A 22,174-nucleotide genomic window follows, 5' to 3' on the forward strand; every position below is an offset into this window, starting at 1 on the left:
TTTTGCTGGGGCCTACTCGCCGCCGCCCGCAGGGTGCTAGGACCAGCCACTGCGCTGCTTGAACCACGCCAACGGCGTGCTCGCCGACCGCGCTCGATAGGCGCTGAGTCCCGGTGACCGAGGTGGAGCTGGCCGGCGTGACCGCATCGACCCCCACGACGCGGAACCTCACGCAGCATCGAACGACTTCGCGCCCATCCTGCGCTGGAGTGTCGGCCGGTGCCGGTAGCGTCCGAGGTTGTGGAAGCTGGGGTACGAATCCAAGAACTCGCCGACCGCGTCACTGTGCTGCGCGCCGCCTACTATGAGGGCTCGCCGCTGGTCGCCGACGCCGACTACGACGCCATCGAGGACGAGCTGCGCGGCCTGATCCAGGCGAATCCCGCGCTCGCCCCGGACCCGAACCCGCTCGAGCAGGTCGGTGCGCCGGGCGTGCTGCACGCCCCGGTCCGGCACGCCCGCCCGATGCTGTCGCTGGAGAAGGCCACCACGCCCGAGCAGGTCGCCGCGTTCTTCGCCCGCTTCCCCGGCCAATCGGTGGTCGTGATGCCCAAACTCGACGGACTGTCGCTGTCGCTGGTCTACGAGCACGGCCGCCTGGCCCGCGCGGTCACCCGCGGCGACGGCACCACCGGCGACGATGTCACCCCGCTCGTGCGCGCCCTGGTAGACGGAGTGCCCGACCGCATTGAACCCTCCGGCCGGGTGGAGGTGCGCGGCGAGGCCGTCATGCTGCGCTCCACCTTCGCCGCCTACAACACCGCGCATCCGGACAAGCCGCTGATCAACCCGCGCAACGCCGCCGCGGGCACGTTGCGGGCGAAGGATCCGGCTACCGTGGCCGAGCGGCGGCTGCAGTTCTTCGGGTTCGACCTCGACGCCCCCACCGGGGACACCGCGGTGGACCTGGAGGACGGGCTGCACGCCCTGGGCTTCACCGGCGCAGCCATGCAGCACTGCGCCGACGCGGTGCAGGCCCAGGCCGCCATCGGCGAGATCGAAAGCGGCCGCGGCGATCTCGACTATGACCTCGACGGCGCGGTGCTGCGCCTGGCCGACCGCGACGCCTACGCCGCCGCCGGCACCCGCTCCAACTCCCCGCGCGGCGCGCTGGCGTTCAAGTTCGCCGCCGAGGAGAAGACCACCCTGCTGCGTGAGGTCATCTGGGATGTCGGCAAAACCGGCAAGATCGTGCCGGTCGCCTGGCTCGAGCCGGTGTTCGTCGGTGGCACCACTGTCACCAAAGCCACCCTGGCCAACCAGGAAGTCATCCGCGCCCGCGACATCAAGATCGGCGACACCGTGCTGGTGCGCCGTGCCGGCGATGTCATTCCGTTCGTCGCGGGAGTGCTCGACGCCGCCGCGCGCACCGGCGCCGAACTCGACATCGTCGCCCCCACTACCTGCCCCTCATGCGGGCAACCGGTGACCGAACAGGGCAACAGCCGAGAGTTGTTCTGCACCAACGTCTCCTGTCCCGCGCAGACCGTGCGGCGGCTCATCCACTGGGCCTCGCGCGCCGCCGCCGACATCGACGCCATCGGGCAGAAATGGATCGAACGCCTCGCCGAGGCGGGCCTGCTGGAGAATCCGTCGGACTTCTACACCCTCACCAAGGAGCAACTACTCGAATTCGACGGCGTCGGTGAAGTTTCGGCCACCCGCATGATCGAATCCATCGACAACAGCCGTCCCGTCGGCCTGCGCCGCGCCCTGATCGGCCTGGCGATCCCCATGGCCTCCGACGGCACCGCCGCCCGACTGGCCCGCGCCGGATTCGCCTCCCTCGAGGCAGTCGCCGACGCCGGGGAGGAACGGCTGGTCGAGGTCGAGGACATCGGACCGAAGGTCGCTGCCTCCCTGGACGCACACCTGGCCCGCCTGCGCCCGGAGCTCGAGCGGCTGCGCGCCCACGGGGTCTCCCTCGACGTACGCGAGGAAGACCTGCCGCCCGTCGTCGCTGCCGGTGCGCCCCTGGCCGGCAAGACCGTCGTGATCACCGGCGCGATCAGCGACCCGCGCTCCGGAGAGAAAGTCGCCCGACCGACTTTCCAGCGCCTGTGCGAAAAGGCCGGGGCCACAGCCGCTTCCTCGGTCTCGGCCAACACCGACATGCTCATCACCGGCGCGGGCGTCGGCGACAGCAAGCTCGCCAAGGCAGCAAAACTCGGCGTCGAGGTGATCGATCAGGCCGACATCTGGAAGCTGCTGATCGACGCCAACGTCGCCTGACCCCTCGTCCGGGTCGGTCGCCTTCACTGCCCGGGGGTGTTCCTGCGACCTTCCCAAGAGAGAGCCCTCGACGTTGGTTCGACTGTCGCGCAACTGATTACGTGACGCAGCACACTCGCCCGGGTTGCTGGAACGTGGCTAATCTGGCGCGAGTGAGAAAAGATACTACAGCGAGTAGTACAGGCGGGCGGGTATCGCGGCGCGCCCTGTTCGGATCGGGCCTTACCGCTGCGGGCGCCGCCGCGGCCGGTGTGGCGATCGGACGCGGCATGGCCGGGGATGCCGCGAAACCCGGACGAGTCGAGGACTTCTACGGCGATCACCAGGCGGGCATCGCCACCGCACAGCAGGCCCACGCCTTGTTTCTGTCCGTGGATGTCGCGAAGGCCGATCGCGGGGTGCTGCGTGAACTGCTCACCGTGTGGACCGAGACCGCCGCGGCCCTCACCGCCGGCGCAGAAGCACCCGAGAACCCCTCCGACGCACCGGGATTCAGCGTGCGCACCGACTTCGCCACCGGGCTGGATCCAGCACGACTGACCGTCACCTTCGGGCTGGGTCCGGCAGTGTTCGACGAACGCTTCGGGCTCGCCGCACGGCGGCCGAAACACCTGCGCCCACTTCCCGAATTCGCCGGGGACGCGCTGCAATCGGCCTGGTCGGGCGGTGACATCCTGGTGCAGCTCTGCGCAGATGACCATCAGGTGGTCAGCCATGCCTTCCGCGCCCTGCGCGCCAGAATGCCCGGGCTGGGCACGATCCGCTGGACCCAGCACGGCTTCCTGAGCCAACCCGCAGACGGCAGCACCTCGCGAAACATGTTCGGGCACAAAGACGGCACCGCGAATCCACAACGCGGCACCGCAGAATTCGACAACGCTGTCCGGGTGGACGCCGCCGATGAACCGGACTGGTTCCGGCAGGGCAGCTATCTGGTCTTCCGCAAGATCCGCATGAAGACCGCCGACTGGGACATGCTCGCGCTCGCCGAGCAGAACAACATCATCGGCCGCCGCCGCAGCGACGGTGCACCGTTGAGCGGTACGTCCGAATCCGACCCGGTCGACTTGGCCAAACGGCTACCCAATGGTGAACTCGCAATCCCGGATAACGCCCATGTGCGCCTCGTCAATGGCATCACGATGCTGCGGCGCGGTTACAGCTACGACTACGGCACGCTGCTCTCCACCGCTCCCGGCGTCACAACCGGCGAAGCCGAGCACACGCATGCGCCGGGCACCCCCGAGCACACCCACAGCGGCCACGACAAGCTCGACGCCGGACTGTTGTTCACCGCCTACATGAACAATCCTCCCGACCAGTTCATCAAAGCGCAGACCGCCCTGGCCGCCTCTGATCGCCTCAATGCCGTCATCCAGCACACTGGCAGCGCGTTCTTCGCCGTGCCGCCCGGCGCGCGCCATGACTCCGCAATCGCTGCGCGCCTGTTCGACTAGGCGGCAGCGCGTGGTGCGCTACGTCTACACGCCTGGTGCCGAGCGCGTTGGGGCGCGGACCGTCCGGCCTGCGCCCCAGCGCGGGAAATCGCGATGGAGCGGCTCAGGCCTGAGCGAAATCGGCGGTTACGTCGAGGATCCAGGTGATGCCGAAGCGGTCGGTCAGCATTCCGAAGGCAGGCGCCCACGGCGCCGGACCGAATTCCTCGATGATCGTCGCGTTCTCGGCCAAGGGCTTCCACAGCGCGCTGACCTCGTCAACGGTGTCGCCGCGCACCGAGAGGAAGAACCGCTCCTCGGTGATCGTGGTGCCGTTCTTGCGGCGTGTGGTGGGTGCGCCCTCGACAACCGGCGCGTCCTCCCCCGGCACGTCGTAGGCCATGACCCGGAAGCCGTTGTCGGCGACGACCTGGCCGAACACCACCCTCGCGGCACCGGGTGACTCGGCGGGCATGCCGAAATCGCCGTAGGTGGCGATGGTGAGCTGTCCACCGAACACCGATTGGTAGAACTCCAATGCCGCGTGGGCCTGACCGTGGAAGTTCAAGTGGGCGACTGCGTTTACCGTCATGGTCGGGTTCCTTCTGCGTGGTTTCGCCACCGGATGCTTCCGGGGCGAGCCCATCGTGTCGCTGATACCGGTCAGGGTTTGTCCGCTACCGGTGGCACTGTGGAATCCATGCCGACCGCATCGTCCACCGCGACATCCACTCGCCTGCTCTCGCTGCTGTCGCTGCTGCAAGTCCGTCGCTCCTGGCCTGGGGATCTCCTCGCCCAGCGGCTCGGTGTCAGCGACCGTACGGTGCGCCGTGATGTCGATCGGCTGCGCGAACTGGGCTACCCGGTCACAGCGGTGAAGGGTCCCGACGGCGGCTACCGCCTGGAACCGGGCAGCGACCTGCCGCCGCTGTTGTTCGACGACGAGCAGGCGGTCGCCCTCGCGGTGGCGCTGCGGATCGCGGCGGGAATGGGGGCCGATATCGAGGAGCCGGCCACGCGCGCCCTGGCAACGGTGCGTCAAGTGATGCCGTCGCGGCTGCGGCACCGCATCGACACACTCGAGATCACCACGGTCGGATCAGTACCGCGGGGAGGCCACCCGGCCGAGGCTCAGGTCGCAATCGCGCTCAGTGCCGCGATCCGATCTGCGCAGGAAGTGCGATTCGACTACCTGACCGGCGTCGAGCCCGACGACGCCGGTCCGCGTCCGATCCGGCGGATACAGCCCCGCCACATCGTGGTTCACACCGGACGCTGGTATCTCATCGGCTGGGAACCCATTCAGGAGGACTGGCGGATCTACCGCCTGGACCGGATGAAGCTCCATGTCCCCAACGGTCCGCGCTTCACACCTCGGGAGGTTCCTGGCGGGGATGCCGCAGACTTCCTGTCGGCCCGGTTCAAGGGCTCCTCGAACGACAACAGCTGGCCGTGTGAGGGCGAGGTGATTCTGGATCTCCCGATCGCGCGGGTAGTTCCGTTCGCCGCCGAAGGTGTTGTCGAACAACTCCGCCCCGACCGAACCCGACTCCGGACGGGTTCTTGGTCCTGGGGTGCGTTGGCAGCGACACTGGCACAGTTCGAGGCCGAGATCGAGGTCGTCGGACCTGACCCGTTGCGGCAGGCCTTCGCCGAGCTGGCCCGCCGTGCCCAACGCACCGCCAGCGGCGTCCCGTCACAAAGTTGCGCGCCCGGTGCGATGGACTGGTCGTAGAGGGCGGATGAAACAGCACCGGGCTGCGTCGATGAACCGGGCCGGTCCATCGAGGCTCCTGGCGGCGGCCCCGCGCGCCGCCGATCGGGCCGATCAGAATCCGCGAGTAGCATTCTCGCCGCCACGGGCGTCACACCTGGGGCGGGTCGAATCTACCGGGAATTCACGTCCGCCAGCCAACCGGTAAGCGCCGGGTGCCACTACGTCGAGGGCAGGACCGGAGGTGAGTCGATGAAAGCGGGCAAGACCCTCACGGCCTGGTGGAATGACTCGGTCGACTACCGATGGCTGGTCCGCACCCTCGCGGCACGATCGACGCTGGGACCGGCGAAGTTCATGATCGGCGTAGCGGGCGCGGCCATTGCGATCATGGGTGCGGTCATCGCAGGCACGCCCGTGGGGCCGCCCGGTCAGCCGGGCGTCGCCGCGACGATCGGGGTGGCGTCGGGGATCTTGTGGGCGCTGCGCTGGTGGTTGCTGCCCTGGCCGAGCAAGACCGAGTCGCTGGTGCTGATCATCTGTGCCGACCTGCTGTTCACGATCCAGTTCCTACTACTGCCGAATCGACTGTTCGGTGCGATGGGCGTGGTGCTGCTCGTCGTCACCGGCAGTTACGTCAGCTTCTTCCATGGCGCGCGGGCCTTGGCCGTGCACTCGGCATGGTCTGTGTTGTCGGTAATCGTGTTCTCGGTACGTATCGTCACCGGCGGCGATGACGTCCGCCTGGCCCTGGCGGTCGGACTGCTGCTCCTCGCTGCGGTCGTGAGCGCGCTCGCGTACCAGGTCATGAATTGGCTGCTGCGCGCCGAATCGCTGTCGGATCCGCTGACCGAACTGCTGAACCGGCGGGGCCTCGAAATCCGGCTGCCCCCGCTGGTGGACGGCCATCCCGCCGTCTCCGTGATGACCTTCGATCTCGACGAGTTCAAGAAGATCAATGACACCTACGGCCACCGCGCGGGCGACGCCGTCCTGGTCTCGACCGCCCGGCGGCTGCTGGATGCCGCCGGGGAGACGGCCGTGGTCGCGCGCACGGGCGGTGAGGAGTTCGTGGTCGCCGTTCCGATGACCGCGGCCGCCGCACGCACCGAGGCCGAACGGCTGCGCCGCGTCGTCGCCGAACCGTCGGAGACCGCGGTCCAGGTCACCGCAAGCGTCGGAGTAGCAGTCTTCGACACGACAACCCGCCCGCGGTGCCCCCGCCCGACCACCGATCGGCTTCTGCAGTCCTCCGATGCCGCCATGTACCGGGCCAAACAGTCCGGCGGGAATCAGGTGGAGGTCGACGAACTCGCCCCGCCGGGGAACGATCACCACCCTCCCGCCCGATAGCGACCGGTTGCGCCCTGCACAGACACGGTGAGGTGCCGTGTGTTGCGCTTTGGTCGCCGCCTATGTCTTCCGCTCCGGCGATACACAGCGAAAGAAGCACCGGCAGTGTATGAATTGACGCGAGCAAAAGGGTAAGGAGAACGACGACTGTGCAGACACAGGATTCGACGTCACCGACGCTGGTGTCCGAAGACGTTGCTGCAGAGGCAATCGCGCTGGTGCGGATCAAAGCCCCCGATTCGCGATTCGGGACCTTCGTCGCACGCCACCCGGCTGGGGGCGGCAAGTACATCCAGGTCAACCGCGTGAACGGCGAGGGCATGGTCTTGGTGGGCGGTTGGACCTTCCTGGTCGATCTGACGAAGCGGGTCGTCGTGCGAACCGCGGTCGATCCCGACAGTTACGATCCGAAATCAGCTGTACGGCAGGGCACTACCTGCTAGATGACCCCCTTCCGGGTTCCGTTCCAGTGACAGCTGCCCAGTTTCGACTGGATCTCATCGGCTCCCTGAGTGGCTGCCCCTCGGGCTAGCTCGACCCGCCCTGGATAAGCTAGATTCCGCTGGTATGCAACGGATTCCGTAGCGCATGCCGATCGTCGAGCAGATCCAAGGGGGAAGCCCGTGCCTCGTGTGGGGGAGGTTTTCGACGGGTATCTCATCGAGGGATTCCTCGGCAGTGGAGGTATGGGCTCGGTCTACCGGGCCCGGCATCCGCGGCTGCCCAGGCAGATCGCGCTCAAACTGCTCGACCACGGCGGTTCCCCGGACCCGGAGTTCATCCGCCGTTTCGAACAGGAAGCCGACGTCGTAGCCCGGCTCGAGCACCCGAACATCATCGTCGTCCACGATCGCGGCAGCACCGACGAGTGTCTGTGGATCGCGATGCAGTGCATCGAGGGAACCGACGCCAGTCACGTCAAGCAGGACGAAATGACCGTCGACCGAGCGCTGCAGATCATTGCGGACACCGCTTCCGCCCTGGACTACGCCCACAGCCGCGGGGTCCTGCACCGCGACGTCAAGCCCGCCAATATCCTGCTCTCCGCACCGGAACCCGGTCGTCCGGCGCGGGCGGTGCTGACCGATTTCGGCATCGCGCGACTGCTCGACGAAGGCACCCGGCTCACCGCGACGAGCACCTTCACCGCGACGCTCGCCTACTCCTCCCCCGAGCAGCTCAACGCGGACACGGTCGACCACCGCTCCGACCAATACTCGCTCGCCTGCACCTTCTTCGCCCTACTCACTGGCGAACCGCCCTTTGCGGCCACCAATCCCGGCCACATCGTGATGGCCCACTTGACCAAGCCTGCGCCGCGGCTCAGCGACCGCCGTCCCGATTGCCCGCCCCCACTCGATGCGGTGCTCGCCCGAGCGATGGACAAGGACCCCGGCGGGCGGTTCGCCAGCTGTGCCGAGTTCGTGGCGGCGGCAACCGCGGCCACCAGGACCGGGTTCCGGACGGACCCAACTCTTTTCAACTCCTCACCGCACGGCTCGGCATTGCCGCCAGCGCACATTCCGGCACTGTCGACACCCCTCGTCGCGCCAACGCCGCTGGTATATCCAGGCCCCATCGATGGAACCCCGATCACGGGACGCGACACGCATCACCCGCCAGACGTCCGTCACCGTTCCGGGTTGGCGATCGCCGGCGTCGTCCTCGGGGTCATCGCCTGCGTGATCGCCGGCGGGCTGTTCCTCACCCGCAATCTCGAAACCCGCAACGCCACGTCGGCGACCAGTCCCGTGTCCGGAATCGCCCCGTCGGCGACGTCACCCAGCGTCGGCCCGACGACGACGCAACCACCCACGTCGACCCGCCCGGTCGTAGCGCCGATGGATCGAACAGAGATCGACCGGGTCTTCGCGTCCTACATGAACGCGCTGCGCGACCAGAACATGACCCAATTCCGCTCCGCCACATGCCCCCAACTGCGCGCCACCCTCCTCGGCTTCTACCTCGACGGTCAGCATCTGGTCACCAGCTGGACAATGCTGCCCTACGACCTCCCCGACACCAGCGGGATCGACAACATCGTCACCGTGCAGGCCACCGTGAACTACCGCGACGCCCACGGAACCCCCGCGGGGCTGGTCACCTACTCGTGGAATGTGAACCGGCAGGACGGGACCTACTACGTCTGCGGCTGGCTCAACGACCCACACTGAACCGTGTCTCCCGGCGACATCGCGTCGGTGCAGGGCAGGCCGCCCGCAGACGGTGGCGGTCCTACACGCCCTCCAACCAGATTCCCCGGACCTCCAGTCACGGAAGCGCCGCGATGGTGAGTTCGCGCAACCGGTGGCGATCTGCGATCACCTCGTAGCTCACGACCGTGTTGTCCCGCACCGTAACGGTCAATGCGAGGAGCAACCCGCCATGCGGCGCTACCACGATGCCCACCGCGCCGTCCACCAAAGCCAGCGCCGCAACCTGCGAACGGCGCTGCAGCAGAACGGTTTCCTTGGCTACCGCCTGCGCGCCGCGAACGACGGCCGCCAGGCCCGGGGGTAGGGCGGCGGGGTCGGCGATACGCATGACATCGGGGGCGAGCACGGCGAGCAGCTCCGTCAGGTCGCCTCCGCGCGCGGCTGCCAGGAACGCTTCGACCACTCGGCGTTGCTCGGCGAGTTCGGTTGTCGTCGAGTTCGATTCGCCGCGGGTACGTTGCCGCGCGCGGCTGGCGAGCTTCTTCGCCGTCGCGGGCGTGCGGCCGACGATCGGGCCGATCTGCTCGAATGGCACCGCGAACAGGTCGTGCAGGACGAAGACCACGCGTTCGTCGGGGCCGAGCCTATCCATGACCACCAGCAGGGCCCGCCCGACCGAATCGATCAGCATCGCTTCGTGTTCCGGTTCCGCATCGTAGGCGGTGTCGCCGAGTTCGCCGAGCAGCTCCAGCGGATCCTCGCGGCGTGCGGCGCGCGAACGCAGCAGGTCGAGGCAGATGCGGGAGGCCACCGTCGTCAGCCAGCCGATCAGGTTGGCGGGCTCCTCATGCTGCCTCGCCAGCCGCAGCCACGTCTCCTGCACGACGTCGTCGGCCTCGGCCGCCGACCCGAGCATGCGGTATGCGAGCCCCCGGAGCTGGCTACGGTGCGCCTCGAAACGCCGTGCGAGGACGTCCTGGGTCTGCATCGGTCACCTTTTCCTTCGGGCACTCGTCACATGGTCGACGGATCCATGATCACCGACCGGATCCCGCACCGAAACAGGAGGGTTGCACTCGATGTCCACCGCTTATGTCCTCGTCACCCTGGCCGCTGCCGTTGCCGCGTTGATCGCCAGCGGTATGGATGTGTTCCGTGCCGACTGGGTACGTCAGAACATGAAGAGCTACGGCATCCAGGATTGGACGCTGTATCCACTGGCCGCGATCAAGGCGTGCGGGGCGCTGGGTCTGCTCGCCGGGCTCGCGATCGCACCGCTGGGGCTGGCCGCGGGAGTCGGCCTCGTCCTGTACTTCCTCGGCGCACTCGCGGTGGTGCTGCGTGCCCGCGCGTACAGCGACATCGGCTATCCCCTGCCCTATCTGGCACTGGCGGTCGGCTCAGTCGTGCTCTACGCGCTGACCTGACGGCAACTGTAGGTTCTCAGTCCCAATTTCATCCCACGCCCCCGCGAGCTGCTGATTCCCACAGTTCGCGCCTGGTCAGGGCGGATTGAGTGCTCAGTCGCCGCCCATGACGGCGCGGACCCGGACCGTCTCCGCGAGGTCGGCCCAGCGGTTTCGGGTTGCGGTCAGGGTTGTGTCCGGTTCGGCGCGGGCTTTGCGGCGTTGGTACGCAGCCCATCTCGCGAGGGAATCGGTTTGGAACTCCGGCCGTCTCGTTCAACGCCGATGCTGGCCGAGCCGGCGTCGGGCTCGCCACCGAGTGTTGATGTAGCGCTTGGACTCGGGTGAATCCGGGGCTCCGGCAATCGCGTCCGGCGGCATCAGGCTCACGACGCCGTCCGCGTCATCGGTCGGGATCATGCCGGCGCGCACGGCCAGCTCGAGCAGTAGTCGGTCGCCGGTCCGCAGGCGCAGACCCCAGCGCAGCGCGGTCGCGAGAATCAGCAAATCGTTGAACGAGTTGCGGCGGTTGCGCTTGAGATTGACACCCGCGCGCAGGACCTCCTGCAACAGATCCACGGCGATGGCGACCTCGCTCATGGTCAACGGCAACGGCGCGACCTCGGCGTCGCCGAGGAACCTCGCCCGTACACCGACGACCCGCCCGATACTGCGGTCGATCGCCACCGACGCCACCGCCTCGATGAGCCCGAACGCCCGCGCGTTCTGCGCGTTCGCCAAGGCCTGGTGCGACTTCTCCACGTAGGCGGCGAACCCATGACTCGCCAGCCGGGCCGGAAAGTTGATCAGCAGCTTGTCCGTGCGCGTCCGCCCCGCTCGCCCTTCGAGCACATGGGCACGATGGACCTCGACCAGGTGTTCCGCGTCCGACAACCCGCCCAGGTGCTGACGTGCCAGGGTAGGCAGCAAGTACCGGTAACCCCAGCCTTGCAACGACTGCATGCTGTAAAGCTCCTGCAGCGTCGTCGTACTCGCGTAGTAGGGTCCAGGTCCCGACACCTCACAGGTGCCGCTGTGCCACATGGACAACACGTTCGTATCCAGCAGCACACCGTCAGCCATGTGAGGTCTTCTCTCTCGACACCCGGTCCGCACCCGGTGGTACTACAACCCATGCCGAGAACCTGGCCTATGTGATACGTCCGAAACTCGCCCACCGCAAGCATATTCGGTTCGTCCGAGCAAAACCCTGGACAGCGGCGGTGAGGCGTATCTCCGATCGCCGGGCTGCCGGTCTCACGAGGCGAGTCGCTCGGGTTGCGCCATCGCGCGGAATTCGGATAGCAGCCGCTCTCGCCGGCCGTTGCAACGATGCCCTGGTCCGCCTGTGCACACTTCAGGTTCATCGCGGCGCTCGCCCTCCAATCGTCGATCCGGGAGTTGGCCGGCAGCGCGACGAACGCGCAGGTGGAGTCTGCACCGGGGGCGAGGATCGAACAATCGATTCGTCCGTGCAGATTCGTACAGTTTTCGTGAACGGTCCGCACCCGCGCGTGGCGTCGACGCTGGTGCAGGATTCTGCTCGAGGTGATTTCCATATTGTGAAATACGTCTTGCTGCAACCATATTCGGGCATCACACTGTGTGACATCGACGGTGCGGGTGCGTTCTCCGTCAGAATGTGCAGGGAGGTGTTTGTGCTGAGACTTCTTACGCGGCGGCGTGCGATCGATCTGATGCGCACACCGCACGGTACCTGTCGACGCTGATCGCCGGCCGGGTATATCCGGCCGAAACTGCTCACATCTGCTGCTCGCGACCGTATCTGGCTCCAGAGACGTCGAGCGAGCGGCTGATTCTCCATGCCCGCGCAAAGAAGCGGGTGAACATTTTCGAACCCATCCAGAAAGGCCGGTTCAATGACTGCTGTTGTCGATTCCGAAAAAGTCACGGAAGCAAATGGGATTGCCGTTCGCAGGCTCGCTGGGCATATCGGCGCGGAGATCCACGGGGTGGATCTGTCGCAACCTCAGGACGCGGAGACGGTGGCCAAGATTCGCCGGAAGCTGTTGAAGTACAAGGTGATCTTCTTCCGCGATCAACGCATCGGGCATGCCGAGCAGATCGCGTTCGCCCGCCAGTTCGGTGAGCTGACGCACGCGCATCCCCACGAGGACGCGCCGCCGGCGGAATTCCCGGAGATCCTCACCATCGATCCACACCGCTACGAACAGAAGTACGGCGAGAGCTTCGAAGACCGGTACACCAAGCGGCAGTACACCTATTACGGCGGCTGGCACACCGATGTCACCGCCGCGGTGAACCCGCCGGCCGCGTCGCTGTTGCGTGCGGAGACCGTGCCCGAGTTCGGCGGCGATACCACCTGGAGCAACCAGGTCGCCGCCTACGAGGGCCTCTCGGAGCCGCTGCGCACGCTGGTCGACGGCCTGCGCGCCGAGCACCGGTTCCTGGCGGGGCAGGAGCGCGGCGACGAGGGAGACGAACTCTCGCGCCGGATCAAAGCCAACCTGCTGGTCTCGCATCACCCGGTGGTCCGGGTCCATCCGGAGACCGGGGAGAAGGCGCTCTACGTGAATCCCGGTTTCACCACCCGGATTCTCGGGCTGTCGGCGGCGGAGAGCCGCAAGGTGCTGGAGTTGCTGTTCGAGCATCTGACCCGGCCGGAGTACACGGTGCGGTTCCACTGGGAGCCGGGCAGCGTCGCGTTCTGGGACAACCGAGCCACCACGCACCTGGGGCCGCAGGACATCGGGCACCTCGAGGTGGATCGGGTGCTGCACCGCGTCACCCTCATCGGTGACCGGCCCGTCGGCCCGGACGGCTTCGTCTCGGAGATCGTCGAGGGCGAGGAATTCCGCGCCGTCGCAAACGTGAAGGTCGCCTGAACTCGGGTGAGTACCCGGCTCCGTCTCTCATACAAGGAAATAACCTCAGTGACAACGAATTTCATTCGACGTCGGGTACTCACCGCGTTCGCGGGTGCCACCGTCGCTCTCGTCCTGGCCGCCTGCTCCTCGAGTGGCCCGAAGGGACCGGCGTTGGCCGCCGACGCGGCATTGCCCACCGCGGTGCCGCCCGGCACGTCCCTGTCCATCGCCTCCTCGCTGGGGACGACGGAAACGCAGCTGAAGCTCGCCGGGCTGACCTCGAACCTGCCGTTCACGGTGTCGTCGTGGCCGAACATCGGGGCGGGACCCGATGTGATCAACGCCTTCCGCGCCAACTCCCTGGATGTCGGCAACAATGCCGGGATCCCGCCCATCCAGGCCCATTTCCAGGGTCTGGACGCCAAGATCGTCGCCGTCAATCTGACCCGCAAACCGCAGTACGTGTTCGCGACCAAGCCGCACAGCGACATTCAGTCGGTGGCCGACTTCAAGGGCAAGAAACTCGGGTTCTCGCAGGGACAGGCGCAGGGCGTGGTGCTGCTGCGCGCGCTGAAGCAGGCGGGCCTGGACCTGAAGAAGGACGTCACGCTGGTTCCGTTGACCAGCAACCAGTTCCTGACCGCATTGCAGGCCGGTCAGGTCGATATCGCGCCGCTGGCCATCTCGCAGGTGCCCGGCTACCTGAACCAATACGGCAAGGACGGAGCGCACACCATCAAGACCGACGTGGTCGATCTGCTCAACATTCTGTGGGCGCCGCAGACGGTGCTCGGTGACGCCGCCAAGGCGGCGGCGCTGGCCGCCTACATCCCAGTGTGGGCGAAGGGACTGGTCTGGCAGTACGAGCACCCGGACCAGTGGGTCGACGAGTATTACGTCAAGAGCCAGGGCCTCAGCGCCGAAGCCGGCCACCAGATCGTCGATCTCACCAGCAGGCCACTGCTGCCCGCCAGTTGGGACGAGGCGATCAAGTGGGAGCAGGAGACGATCGATCTGCTGGCGGCGGGCGGTTTCGTCAAGCCGTTCAAAGCGGAGGAGGTCTTCGATCGCCGCTTCGAGGGCCTCGCGTCGCCTGCTGTCGCCTCGGCTTACCGGAGCTGACCGATGACGATCGCACTGAGCAAACCCATACTTCCCGGTGTGCGCCGCCGCCCGGTGGTCGCCGCCGAAACCCGCCGGACCGTGCGCCGTCTCGGCCCGGGCACGCGGATCCGGGGCGGTAGCCTGCTGGGCCCCATCGCCGTCATCGCGGTGTGGTCGCTGGCCTCGGTGACCGGCGCCCTCGATCCACGAATCCTGCCCAGCCCGTGGGAAGTCGTCGAGACCGCCGGCCACCTGTGGTCGAGCGGCACGCTGCTCGGCGATGTGCAGACCTCGCTGTGGCGGGCCGCCCGCGGATTCGGACTGGGCTTGGTGATCGGGGTCGGGCTGGCCCTGCTGTCGGGACTGTCTCGCTGGGGTGAGGCGTTCATCGACGGCACCGTTCAGATCAACCGGTCCATCCCGGTGCTCGGCTTGATTCCGTTGTTCATCCTGTGGCTGGGCATCGGTGAGAGCTTCAAGATCTCCATCATCGCGATCGCGGTCTACATCCCGATCTACCTCAACCTGCAGGCCGCGCTGATCGGAATCGATTCCCGCTACGTCGAATTGGCGGAGGTGCTGGGACAGAATCGGCTGCAATTCATCCGCCACGTGGTGATTCCCGGTGCGCTGCCGGGCTTCTTCGTCGGCCTGCGGCTGGCGGTCACGGCGTCCTGGCTCGGCCTGGTGGTACTCGAGCAGATCAATGCGACCAGCGGCCTGGGCTACATGATGTTCCAGGCGCAGAACTACGGCCGCACCGACGTCATTGCGGTCGGTCTGCTGATCTACGGCGGGTTCGGATACCTCTCCGATCTCGTGGTCCGCACCATCGAACGGAGGTTGCTGTCATGGCGACGCTCACTGAGCAACTGACCCGCTCGTCGGTTCGCGTCGAGCAGCTCACTCGCCGCTATGGCGACCGCATCATCCTCGACGGCATCGACCTGGACATCCCTGCGGGACAGTTCGTCGCGCTGCTCGGCCGCAGCGGATCGGGCAAGAGCACCTTGCTGCGCGCACTGGCTGGACTCGACCACGGTGTCCAAGGCTCCGGGCGTCTCGAGGTTCCCGCGCGAGTGTCTGTCGCCTTCCAGGATTCGCGGCTGCTGCCCTGGAAGCGGGTGGCGGACAATGTCGTTCTCGGCGCCGCAGGTATCCGGAACGCCAGGGCTCGTACCGACAACACCCTGGCCGAGGTCGGCTTGGCTGGCCGCGGTCACGACTGGCCCAATCAGCTCTCGGGCGGTGAACAGCAGCGGGTGGCACTGGCACGCGCCCTGGTCAACGAACCCGAGTTGCTGCTGGCCGACGAACCTTTCGGCGCGCTGGACGCGCTCACCCGGATCAAGATGCACGAACTGCTACGAGACCTCGTGCAGCGCCATCGCCCCGCCGTGCTGCTGGTCACCCACGATGTCGACGAGGCCATCGTGCTCGCCGACCGCGTGGTCGTCCTCGACAACGGCGTGATCAGCGAGGACATCGTCATCGACCTGCCTCACCCGCGCGCCTACGGTGACCAGCACCTGGCCGACTACCGCGTTCACCTGCTGCGCGCGCTCGGCGTCGGTCCCGGCACGGCCGCCGAATCGAGTCAGGACCTGGCCCGATGAGTCTCGAATTCCTCTGGTACATCCCCAATCAGGTCTCTGCCGGGCATCGTGGGGACACCGTCCGCGACGACCACAACAGCCTCGAGACCCTGACCGAACAGGCGTTGGCGCTCGAGCAGCACGGCTGGCATGGAGCGCTGCTCGGCACCGGGTGGGGCCGACCGGACACCTTCACCGTCGCGACCGCACTCGCGGCGCGCACACGCCGTTTCGAACCGCTGGTCGCGATCCGACCCGGATACTGGCACCCCGCGAATTTCGCGACGGCCGCGGCGACACTGGATAACCTGTCCGGTGGCCGGGTGCGCGTGAACATCGTCTCGGGCAAGGACGATCTCGGGGCCTACGGGGCCGCCGACGAGAACCAGGCAGACCGCTACGGGCGGACCAGGGAGTTCCTTCAGCTGGTGCGCAAGCTGTGGACCCAAGAGCACGTCACCTATCGGGGGGAGCATTACCAGGTGACGGATTCGACTGTGGTGCCACGCATTACGCCCCGCGAGGGGCGCCCGCATCCCACCTTGTACTTCGGCGGCGCGTCCGAAGCCGCCGAACGCGTGGCCGCCGCCGAGGCCGACGTCCAGCTGTTCTGGGGTGAGCCGCTCGAAGGAGTCCGCGAGCGCATCGAACGCCTGCGACACCTCGCCGACCGGCTGGGTCGTGAGCACGCCCCGCTCGAATTCGGTTTGCGGGTCACCACATTCGTCCGTGACACCACCGAGCAGGCGTGGGCGGACGCCGAAGCCAAGGTGGCGGAACTGGCCGGCAGCGGTCATACCTGGCACAACGACCGCGATCGCGAGACCGCGGTCGGACAGCAACGACTGCTCGATCTGGCGGCGCGCGGGGAAGTCCTCGACGACAACCTGTACACCACGCCCGGACGCTTCGGCGGGGGCGGCGCGGGCACCACCTGGCTGGTCGGCTCCGCCGAGGATGTCGCCAAGTCGCTGCGCAAGTACGCGGACCTGGGGATCACCCACTTCGTCCTGTCCGACACCCCCTACCTGTCCGAGATCGAACGCCAGGGCACGGGGCTGCTGCCCCTGCTGCGCGACTGATCACCGGGCCGGGACGCGCCATACCGGGGTGGGAGCCGAGTTCGGCTCCCACCCCGGTGTTCTCGTACTCTCGCAGTGGTCGCGCGGCGTAGCGCGCCCGACCACGTGCTCACCGCTCGACTCGTCCGCCCGCGTTGGTGAGGGGCTGATCGGTGTCGCCGACATAGGCGGACCAGAGGGCGCGGTAGGGGCCTTCGGTACGAAGCAGGTCGGGATGACGGCCGGTTTGGAGGAGGCGGCCGCGACCTACGACGACGATGTGGTCGGCGTCCGCGGCGGTGGCGAGGCGGTGGGCCACGATGATGGTGGTGCGGCCGGTGGCGAGCACGTCGATGGCGGCGCGGACTCGAGCGTCGGTGGCCAGGTCCAGTGAGGCGGTGGCCTCGTCGAGGATGAGGATGTCGGGGTCGACGAGCTGGGCTCGGGCCAGGGCGAGCAACTGGCGCTGGCCCGCGGACAGAGCGGCCCCGTGGACTCCAATGGGATGGCGGTAGCCGTGGTCGAGGGCGGCGATCATGTCGTGGGCGCCCACGGCGCGGGCGGCACGTTCGATGTCGGCAGGGGTGGCGTCGGGCCGGCCGTAGGCGATCGCGGCGTCGACGGTCTCGCCGAACAGGAACGGTTCCTGGGGCACGACCCCCAGTCTCTTGCGATAGTCGCGCAGGCGGTAGCCACGGATGTCGGCACCGTCGACGAGTACCGCCCCGTCGGTCGTGTCGTACAGGCGGGCAAGCAGTTTCACCAAGGTGGATTTGCCCGAACCGGTTTCGCCCACGACCGCCACCTTCTGTCCGGCCTCGATCCTCAGGTCGATTCCCGACAGCACATGCGCTCCGGCGGGGTCGTACGCGAAGCCGACATTCCGGAACTCGATCTCGCCCGAGAGCCGTTCCACGGCTCGCCCATCGGGTGCGTCCGGCGTGGTGACGGGCTCGCGCAGCAACCCGCCGAGGCGTTCCACACCCACCACCGCCTGCTGGTAGCTGTCGAACACCTGCGACAACTGCTGGATCGGCGCGAACAGCAGGTCGATGTAGAGCAGGAACGCGATCAAAGTGCCGGCGGTCAGCGCACTCTCGCGCACCTGATGCACGCCGACGGCGAGTACGGCGACCGTCGCGATCAACGACATGATCTCGATGAAGGGAAAGAACAACGCCATCAGCGTCTGGCTGCGCAGCCGCGCGTCGCGGTAACCCCAGGAGCGGCGCTCGAATTCGGCCCGATTGAGCGCCTCGCGGCGGTATGCCTGGATGACGGCGATGGTGTCGACGTTCTCCTGCAGGTAGGCGTTGGCTGCGCTGACGTGTTCGCGGGCGAGGTTGTAGGCGGGCACCGAGGCCCGCCGGAACGCGATCGTCGCGATCACCAGCACCGGCAGCAGCGCCAGCACCACCAGCGCCAGTCGCCCGTCGATCGCCACCAGCGCCAGCACCACACCGCCGACGGTCAGTGTGCTGGTGAGAGCGACGGCCAGCCCGGTCTGCAGGAACGTCGACAGCCCGTCCACGTCGGTGATCATGCGAGTCATGATGCGCCCGGCGAGTTCTCGCTCGTAGAACTGCAAGCCCAGTCGTTGCAGGTGCGCGAAGACCTTGACCCGCAGGCCATAGAGCAATCGCTCTCCTACCCGACCCATCACATGGACTTGAGCGACGGTGATCGCCCAGTCCACGACCACGACCGTCAGCGCCGCGGCCGCCGCCAGCAGCAGTACGTCGCGCGCCCCGGCCAGCACACCCCGGTCGATGCCGTAGCGTACCAGGAACGGGATCAGGATCTGCGCGCCCGCGTCGAGGGTGACGAGCCCGAGCCCCGCCAGCAGCGGTAACGCGAACGGCCACAGCAGCCGTCGCAGATCGAATCGCGGATCGGGAGTGTGGGAAAAGTGTTCGGGCACATCGGGTTCCCCGGTGGCCTCCGGCAGCCGAGCCAGAAGGGCGTCGATGTCACCGCCGGGCGGCACACCCGCCATCATGCCGCCGCCCCCGTGCGCTCCCATGGCCCCGGGCGCACCGGCGGCGCGCTGGGAGAACGCCTTGGCCATCTGCTCGAAAGCGCGCGATTCATCGACCCCCACCACGGTATGCCGCCACAGCGCGGCCGTGGGGACGGGATCGGTGGCAGCACCCAGTCCGCTCGCGAGGGATGCGAGATCGGGCGGGGTGAACAGGTGATGGAACTGCTCACCGGTCTCCCGCAGCTCGTGCAGGGTCCCGAGTTCGGCTACCCGGCCACCGTCGAGCACCGCCACCCGGTCGGCCAGCGCGAGTGTCGAAACCCGGTGCGCCACCACGATCGTGGTGCGCTGACGCACCTCGGCGGCGATGCGGGCGAAGATCTGTTCCTCCACCTGCGCGTCGATGGCCGAAGTCGCGTCGTCGAGCACGAGCACCGGAGCGTCGGTGATGAGGGCGCGGGCCAGCGCGAGTCGCTGGCGCTGCCCACCGGACAAGCGCTGCCCGCGCTCACCGACGGGTGTATCCAGGCCCTCGGGCAGCGCGGCCACGAACTCGTCGGCCGCGGCCAGCCATAGTGCGTGCCGGACCTGTTCGTCGGTGGCATCCGCCCGGCCGTACGTGACGTTCGCACGCACAGAGTCTGCCATCAGGGCGGCGTCCTCGAACACCATGGCGATATCGCCGCGCAGGCCACCCAGATCACGAATATCAGTGCCGTTCAGCAGAATTCGCCCCGAATCGGGATCGTAGAGCCGAGGCAGCAGCTGCACCAGGATCGATTTGCCGGATCCGGCGGCACCTACCACCGCGAGGGTCTCTCCAGGGCGCACCGTCAGGTCGAGCCCGTCGAGCACGGCCGGCGCATCGTCGAAAGCAAAACGCACACCCTGGAATTCGATACCCGGAGCCCGGTCCACCCCGCTCGTACCCGCCGCCACGGTGTCACGCACGATGCTCGACTGCGGTGTCTCGATGACTTCGCGCACGCGCTCGAGCGAGGCCCGTCCTTGCTGGCTCACTGTCAGCAGCATGGAGAACATGCGGATCGGTGTGACGAAGGACCCGAGGTAGGTCATGAACGCCAAGAACGTGCCGAGCGTGATGGACTGCCGCAAGGCCAGCAATCCGCCGACCACCAGCACCAGCGTCTGCCCGGCCGCCGGGACCGCCTGCATGGCAGGCGTGAACCGGCTGGTCAGCCGGGCGATCCGCAAGCGCGATCGGTACAGCACTCGCGCCGAGGCGGCCAGTGCGTCCAGCTCGTGGGCTTCCTGTCCGAAACCCTTCACCACGCGCACTCCGCTCACCGCCGCTTCGACCCGCATGGCGACCTCCGCCGCGCGGGCCTGCGCATCCCAGTTGGCGGGGAACAGCGAGCGCTGACTGCGCGCGGTGATCAGCCACAGTGCCGGCACCACCAGCAGAGCGATTGCGCTGAGCAGCGGCGACATCGACGCCATCAGCGCCAGCGAGGCCACCAGCAGCACCACATTGCCCGCGACCAGCGGAAGCAGTTGCAGGAATATCTGAATCAACGTCACGTCGGTGATGGCGCGGCTGACCACCTGCCCGGTGTAGAGCCCCGATCGCTGCCGCCCGTCCAGCCGCAGCAGCGCCGCGAACAGATCACGCCGCAGACCGTGCTGGACATCCAGCGACAGGCGAGACGCCCCGACCCGGCGCCCGTATCCGGCCGCGAATCGGATGATCCCGAGGGTCAGCAACACCAGCACCCACGGCAGCACCGAATCCGCGGTCACGGTGAGAGTGTCGACTATGTGGCGTACGAGCATCGGTAGCGCGGCGGTGAGCAGGTTGGACACCAGTGCGCCCACACACGCCATCACCACGGTGGTGCGATGGCGGGCACACCGCTGCAGCAGATATCGGAGCCAGCCGGCCGGTTCGGAGCTCGAACTCATCCGGCGACCACGAGCGCGTCGGCCCCTTCGAATCGGTTGGCCGGGCGCGGCAGACCGTAGTGCCCGCGCAGGGTGGTCTCGGTGTACTCGGTGCGAAACAGCCCGCGCCGTTGCAGGATAGGCACCACCTCGTCGACGAAGCGATCCAGGCCCGACGGCAGCACGGCAGGCATGATGTTGAATCCGTCGGCCGCCCCGCGGGTGAACCATTCCTCGATGTGATCGGCGACCTGTTCGGCGGTCCCGGCGAAGGTGTGATGCCCGCGGCCGCCGCCGAGCCGCGCGATGAGCTGGCGCAGCGTGAGCCGTTCGCGCCGAGCCAGATTCACGATGAGGGTGTAGCGGCTCTTCGCGCCCTGGATGTCGTCCTCGGTGGGCAGATCCACGGGCAGTTCGCTGTCGAGATCAAGATCCTCGACCGGCACGCCCCAGGTCCGCGCGAGCTGGCGCTTGGCGTACTCCGGAGAGATCAATCGTTCCAGTTCGGCTTCCAGTTCGCGGGCGTGCTCGGGAGTGTCGCCGATGACGGGCACGATGCCGGGCAGCACCTTGACGGTCTCGGGATCGCGGCCCGCCGCGACCGCACGGCGTTTGAGGTCGGTGGTGAATTCGATCGCGTCCTCGATGGTCTGCTGCGCGGTGAACACAGCTTCGGCGTAGCGAGCGGCGAATTCCTTGCCGTCCTCCGACGATCCGGCCTGCACCAGCACCGGGTAGCCCTGGGGTGCGCGCGGGACGTTCAGCGGCCCAGCGACCTTGAAGAACCGGCCCGCGTGGTCGATCTTGCGGACCTTGTTCGGATCGGTGTGAATTCCCGCGGCCTTGTCGGCCAGGACCGCGTCGTCGGACCAGCTGTCCCACAGTTTCGTCGAGACATCGACGAACTCGGCGGCCTTCTCGTAGCGCAGCTTGTGATCGGGCACGTCGTCGAGCCCGAAGTTGCGCGCGGCGTCCGCGCCGGCGGTGGTGACGATGTTCCAGCCCACGCGCCCACCCGACACCCAGTCCACCGATGCGAACCGCCGTGCCAGGTTGTAGGGCTCGTTGTAGCTGGTGGAGGCGGTGGCGATGAGTCCGATGCGGGAGGTCTGCACGGCGATGGCGGTCAGTAGCACCGTCGGCTCGAGTTCCCCGGCGGGACGGCGACCGGTGTCGCCGAACAGCACCGGGCTGTCGGCAAAGAAGATCGAATCGAGCTTGCCGCGCTCGGCGATGCGCGCCAGATTCACATAGTGCTCGATGGCGGTATTGGCGTAGGGATCCGATTCCGGCAACCGCCAGGATGCCTCGTGATGTCCGGTGGACATGAGAAAAGCATTGAGATGCAACTGTTTCGATGATGTGTGAGCTGCCATGACTCGACC

The 22,174-nt window shown here is 67.4% G+C and carries 17 protein-coding genes; 12 read left to right on the forward strand and 5 right to left on the reverse strand.

Going from position 1 to position 22,174, the window contains the following annotated elements; genetic code table 11:
* Positions 1-240 precede the first annotated feature (240 nt).
* Both ligA and ABZ382_RS01975 read left to right on the forward strand, forming a co-directional pair.
* The gene (gene ligA, locus ABZ382_RS01970) at positions 241-2,232 is read left to right on the forward strand and encodes an NAD-dependent DNA ligase LigA (RefSeq protein ID WP_357082470.1); all 1,992 of its coding nucleotides are present in this window, start codon (positions 241-243) and stop codon (positions 2,230-2,232) included.
* A 134-nt stretch (positions 2,233-2,366) separates the two neighbouring features.
* Complete coding sequence (locus tag ABZ382_RS01975; RefSeq protein ID WP_357082473.1) at positions 2,367-3,689, forward strand: Dyp-type peroxidase; 1,323 nt, start codon at positions 2,367-2,369, stop codon at positions 3,687-3,689.
* Positions 3,690-3,792: 103 nt separating this feature from the next.
* Here the strand turns inward: ABZ382_RS01975 and ABZ382_RS01980 are convergent, their stop codons facing one another.
* On the reverse strand, positions 3,793-4,260 hold the full coding sequence (locus ABZ382_RS01980) for a VOC family protein (RefSeq protein WP_357082476.1): 468 nt from the start codon (positions 4,258-4,260) through the stop codon (positions 3,793-3,795).
* 108 nt (positions 4,261-4,368) lie between these two features.
* On the opposite strand from ABZ382_RS01980, the gene ABZ382_RS01985 reads away from it, so the two are divergent.
* From ABZ382_RS01985 to ABZ382_RS02000, 4 genes are all read left to right on the forward strand, one after another.
* Entirely contained in the window at positions 4,369-5,403 is a 1,035-nt protein-coding gene (locus ABZ382_RS01985) for a WYL domain-containing protein (protein ID WP_357082479.1), read from the forward strand.
* A 231-nt stretch (positions 5,404-5,634) separates the two neighbouring features.
* A complete protein-coding gene (locus ABZ382_RS01990; protein ID WP_357082482.1) occupies positions 5,635-6,735 on the forward strand; it encodes a GGDEF domain-containing protein in 1,101 nt (366 codons plus the stop codon).
* Positions 6,736-6,884: 149 nt separating this feature from the next.
* Positions 6,885-7,178 carry a hypothetical protein gene (locus ABZ382_RS01995; RefSeq protein WP_357082485.1) on the forward strand — a complete coding sequence of 98 codons (294 nt, stop codon included), beginning with the start codon at positions 6,885-6,887 and terminating at the stop codon, positions 7,176-7,178.
* A 180-nt stretch (positions 7,179-7,358) separates the two neighbouring features.
* Complete coding sequence (locus tag ABZ382_RS02000) at positions 7,359-8,909, forward strand: serine/threonine-protein kinase (protein WP_357082488.1); 1,551 nt, start codon at positions 7,359-7,361, stop codon at positions 8,907-8,909.
* 97 nt (positions 8,910-9,006) lie between these two features.
* Here the strand turns inward: ABZ382_RS02000 and ABZ382_RS02005 are convergent, their stop codons facing one another.
* The gene (locus ABZ382_RS02005; RefSeq protein WP_357082491.1) at positions 9,007-9,879 is read right to left on the reverse strand and encodes a sigma-70 family RNA polymerase sigma factor; all 873 of its coding nucleotides are present in this window, start codon (positions 9,877-9,879) and stop codon (positions 9,007-9,009) included.
* Between the two features lie 91 nt (positions 9,880-9,970).
* Between ABZ382_RS02005 and ABZ382_RS02010 the strand changes: the two genes are divergently transcribed.
* Positions 9,971-10,318: a DoxX family protein gene (locus tag ABZ382_RS02010; protein WP_357082494.1), complete on the forward strand. Its 348-nt coding sequence runs from the start codon at positions 9,971-9,973 to the stop codon at positions 10,316-10,318.
* Positions 10,319-10,573: 255 nt separating this feature from the next.
* Here ABZ382_RS02010 and ABZ382_RS02015 read toward each other — a convergent pair whose 3' ends face one another.
* A complete protein-coding gene (locus tag ABZ382_RS02015; protein ID WP_357082497.1) occupies positions 10,574-11,380 on the reverse strand; it encodes a hypothetical protein in 807 nt (268 codons plus the stop codon).
* A 797-nt stretch (positions 11,381-12,177) separates the two neighbouring features.
* On the opposite strand from ABZ382_RS02015, the gene ABZ382_RS02020 reads away from it, so the two are divergent.
* The 5 genes from ABZ382_RS02020 to ABZ382_RS02040 are packed head-to-tail and all read left to right on the forward strand — an operon-like array spanning position 12,178 to position 16,927.
* A complete protein-coding gene (locus ABZ382_RS02020; protein WP_357082500.1) occupies positions 12,178-13,164 on the forward strand; it encodes a TauD/TfdA family dioxygenase in 987 nt (328 codons plus the stop codon).
* A gap of 48 nt (positions 13,165-13,212) precedes the next feature.
* Positions 13,213-14,268, forward strand: a complete 1,056-nt coding sequence (locus ABZ382_RS02025; RefSeq protein ID WP_357082503.1) for an ABC transporter substrate-binding protein — start codon at positions 13,213-13,215, stop codon at positions 14,266-14,268.
* Positions 14,269-14,271: 3 nt separating this feature from the next.
* Positions 14,272-15,126 (forward strand): ABC transporter permease, encoded by an 855-nt coding sequence (locus ABZ382_RS02030; protein WP_357082506.1) that lies wholly within the window; start codon positions 14,272-14,274, stop codon positions 15,124-15,126.
* On the forward strand, positions 15,102-15,866 hold the full coding sequence (locus ABZ382_RS02035; protein WP_357082509.1) for an ABC transporter ATP-binding protein: 765 nt from the start codon (positions 15,102-15,104) through the stop codon (positions 15,864-15,866). The genes ABZ382_RS02030 and ABZ382_RS02035 overlap by 25 nt, the downstream gene beginning before the upstream one ends.
* Positions 15,863-16,927, forward strand: a complete 1,065-nt coding sequence (locus tag ABZ382_RS02040; RefSeq protein ID WP_357082512.1) for an LLM class flavin-dependent oxidoreductase — start codon at positions 15,863-15,865, stop codon at positions 16,925-16,927. The genes ABZ382_RS02035 and ABZ382_RS02040 overlap by 4 nt, the downstream gene beginning before the upstream one ends.
* Positions 16,928-17,036: 109 nt before the next feature.
* Here ABZ382_RS02040 and ABZ382_RS02045 read toward each other — a convergent pair whose 3' ends face one another.
* Together ABZ382_RS02045 and ABZ382_RS02050 are read right to left on the reverse strand one after the other, a co-directional pair.
* Positions 17,037-20,810 carry an ABC transporter ATP-binding protein gene (locus tag ABZ382_RS02045; protein WP_357082515.1) on the reverse strand — a complete coding sequence of 1,258 codons (3,774 nt, stop codon included), beginning with the start codon at positions 20,808-20,810 and terminating at the stop codon, positions 17,037-17,039.
* Positions 20,807-22,165: an LLM class flavin-dependent oxidoreductase gene (locus tag ABZ382_RS02050; RefSeq protein ID WP_357082518.1), complete on the reverse strand. Its 1,359-nt coding sequence runs from the start codon at positions 22,163-22,165 to the stop codon at positions 20,807-20,809. Before ABZ382_RS02050 ends, ABZ382_RS02045 begins: the two co-directional genes overlap by 4 nt.
* Between the last annotated feature and the right edge of the window lie 9 nt (positions 22,166-22,174).

Source organism: Nocardia sp. NPDC005825 (genome assembly GCF_040630175.1).
Lineage (GTDB): Bacteria > Actinomycetota > Actinomycetes > Mycobacteriales > Mycobacteriaceae > Nocardia.

Bases quoted from the DNA above. Each gene is read 5' to 3' on its own strand.
- ABZ382_RS02030 (WP_357082506.1), top strand. From the start codon at position 14,272: ATGACGATCGCACTGAGCAAACCCATACTTCCCGGTGTGCGCCGCCGC.
- ABZ382_RS02040 (WP_357082512.1), top strand. From the start codon at position 15,863: ATGAGTCTCGAATTCCTCTGGTACATCCCCAATCAGGTCTCTGCCGGG.
- ABZ382_RS02005 (WP_357082491.1), bottom strand. From the start codon at position 9,879: ATGCAGACCCAGGACGTCCTCGCACGGCGTTTCGAGGCGCACCGTAGC.
- ABZ382_RS02045 (WP_357082515.1), bottom strand. From the start codon at position 20,810: ATGAGTTCGAGCTCCGAACCGGCCGGCTGGCTCCGATATCTGCTGCAG.
- ABZ382_RS02050 (WP_357082518.1), bottom strand. From the start codon at position 22,165: ATGGCAGCTCACACATCATCGAAACAGTTGCATCTCAATGCTTTTCTC.
- ABZ382_RS02020 (WP_357082500.1), top strand. From the start codon at position 12,178: ATGACTGCTGTTGTCGATTCCGAAAAAGTCACGGAAGCAAATGGGATT.
- ABZ382_RS02015 (WP_357082497.1), bottom strand. From the start codon at position 11,380: ATGGCTGACGGTGTGCTGCTGGATACGAACGTGTTGTCCATGTGGCAC.
- ABZ382_RS01985 (WP_357082479.1), top strand. From the start codon at position 4,369: ATGCCGACCGCATCGTCCACCGCGACATCCACTCGCCTGCTCTCGCTG.
- ABZ382_RS01980 (WP_357082476.1), bottom strand. From the start codon at position 4,260: ATGACGGTAAACGCAGTCGCCCACTTGAACTTCCACGGTCAGGCCCAC.
- ABZ382_RS02035 (WP_357082509.1), top strand. From the start codon at position 15,102: ATGGCGACGCTCACTGAGCAACTGACCCGCTCGTCGGTTCGCGTCGAG.
- ABZ382_RS01990 (WP_357082482.1), top strand. From the start codon at position 5,635: ATGAAAGCGGGCAAGACCCTCACGGCCTGGTGGAATGACTCGGTCGAC.
- ABZ382_RS02010 (WP_357082494.1), top strand. From the start codon at position 9,971: ATGTCCACCGCTTATGTCCTCGTCACCCTGGCCGCTGCCGTTGCCGCG.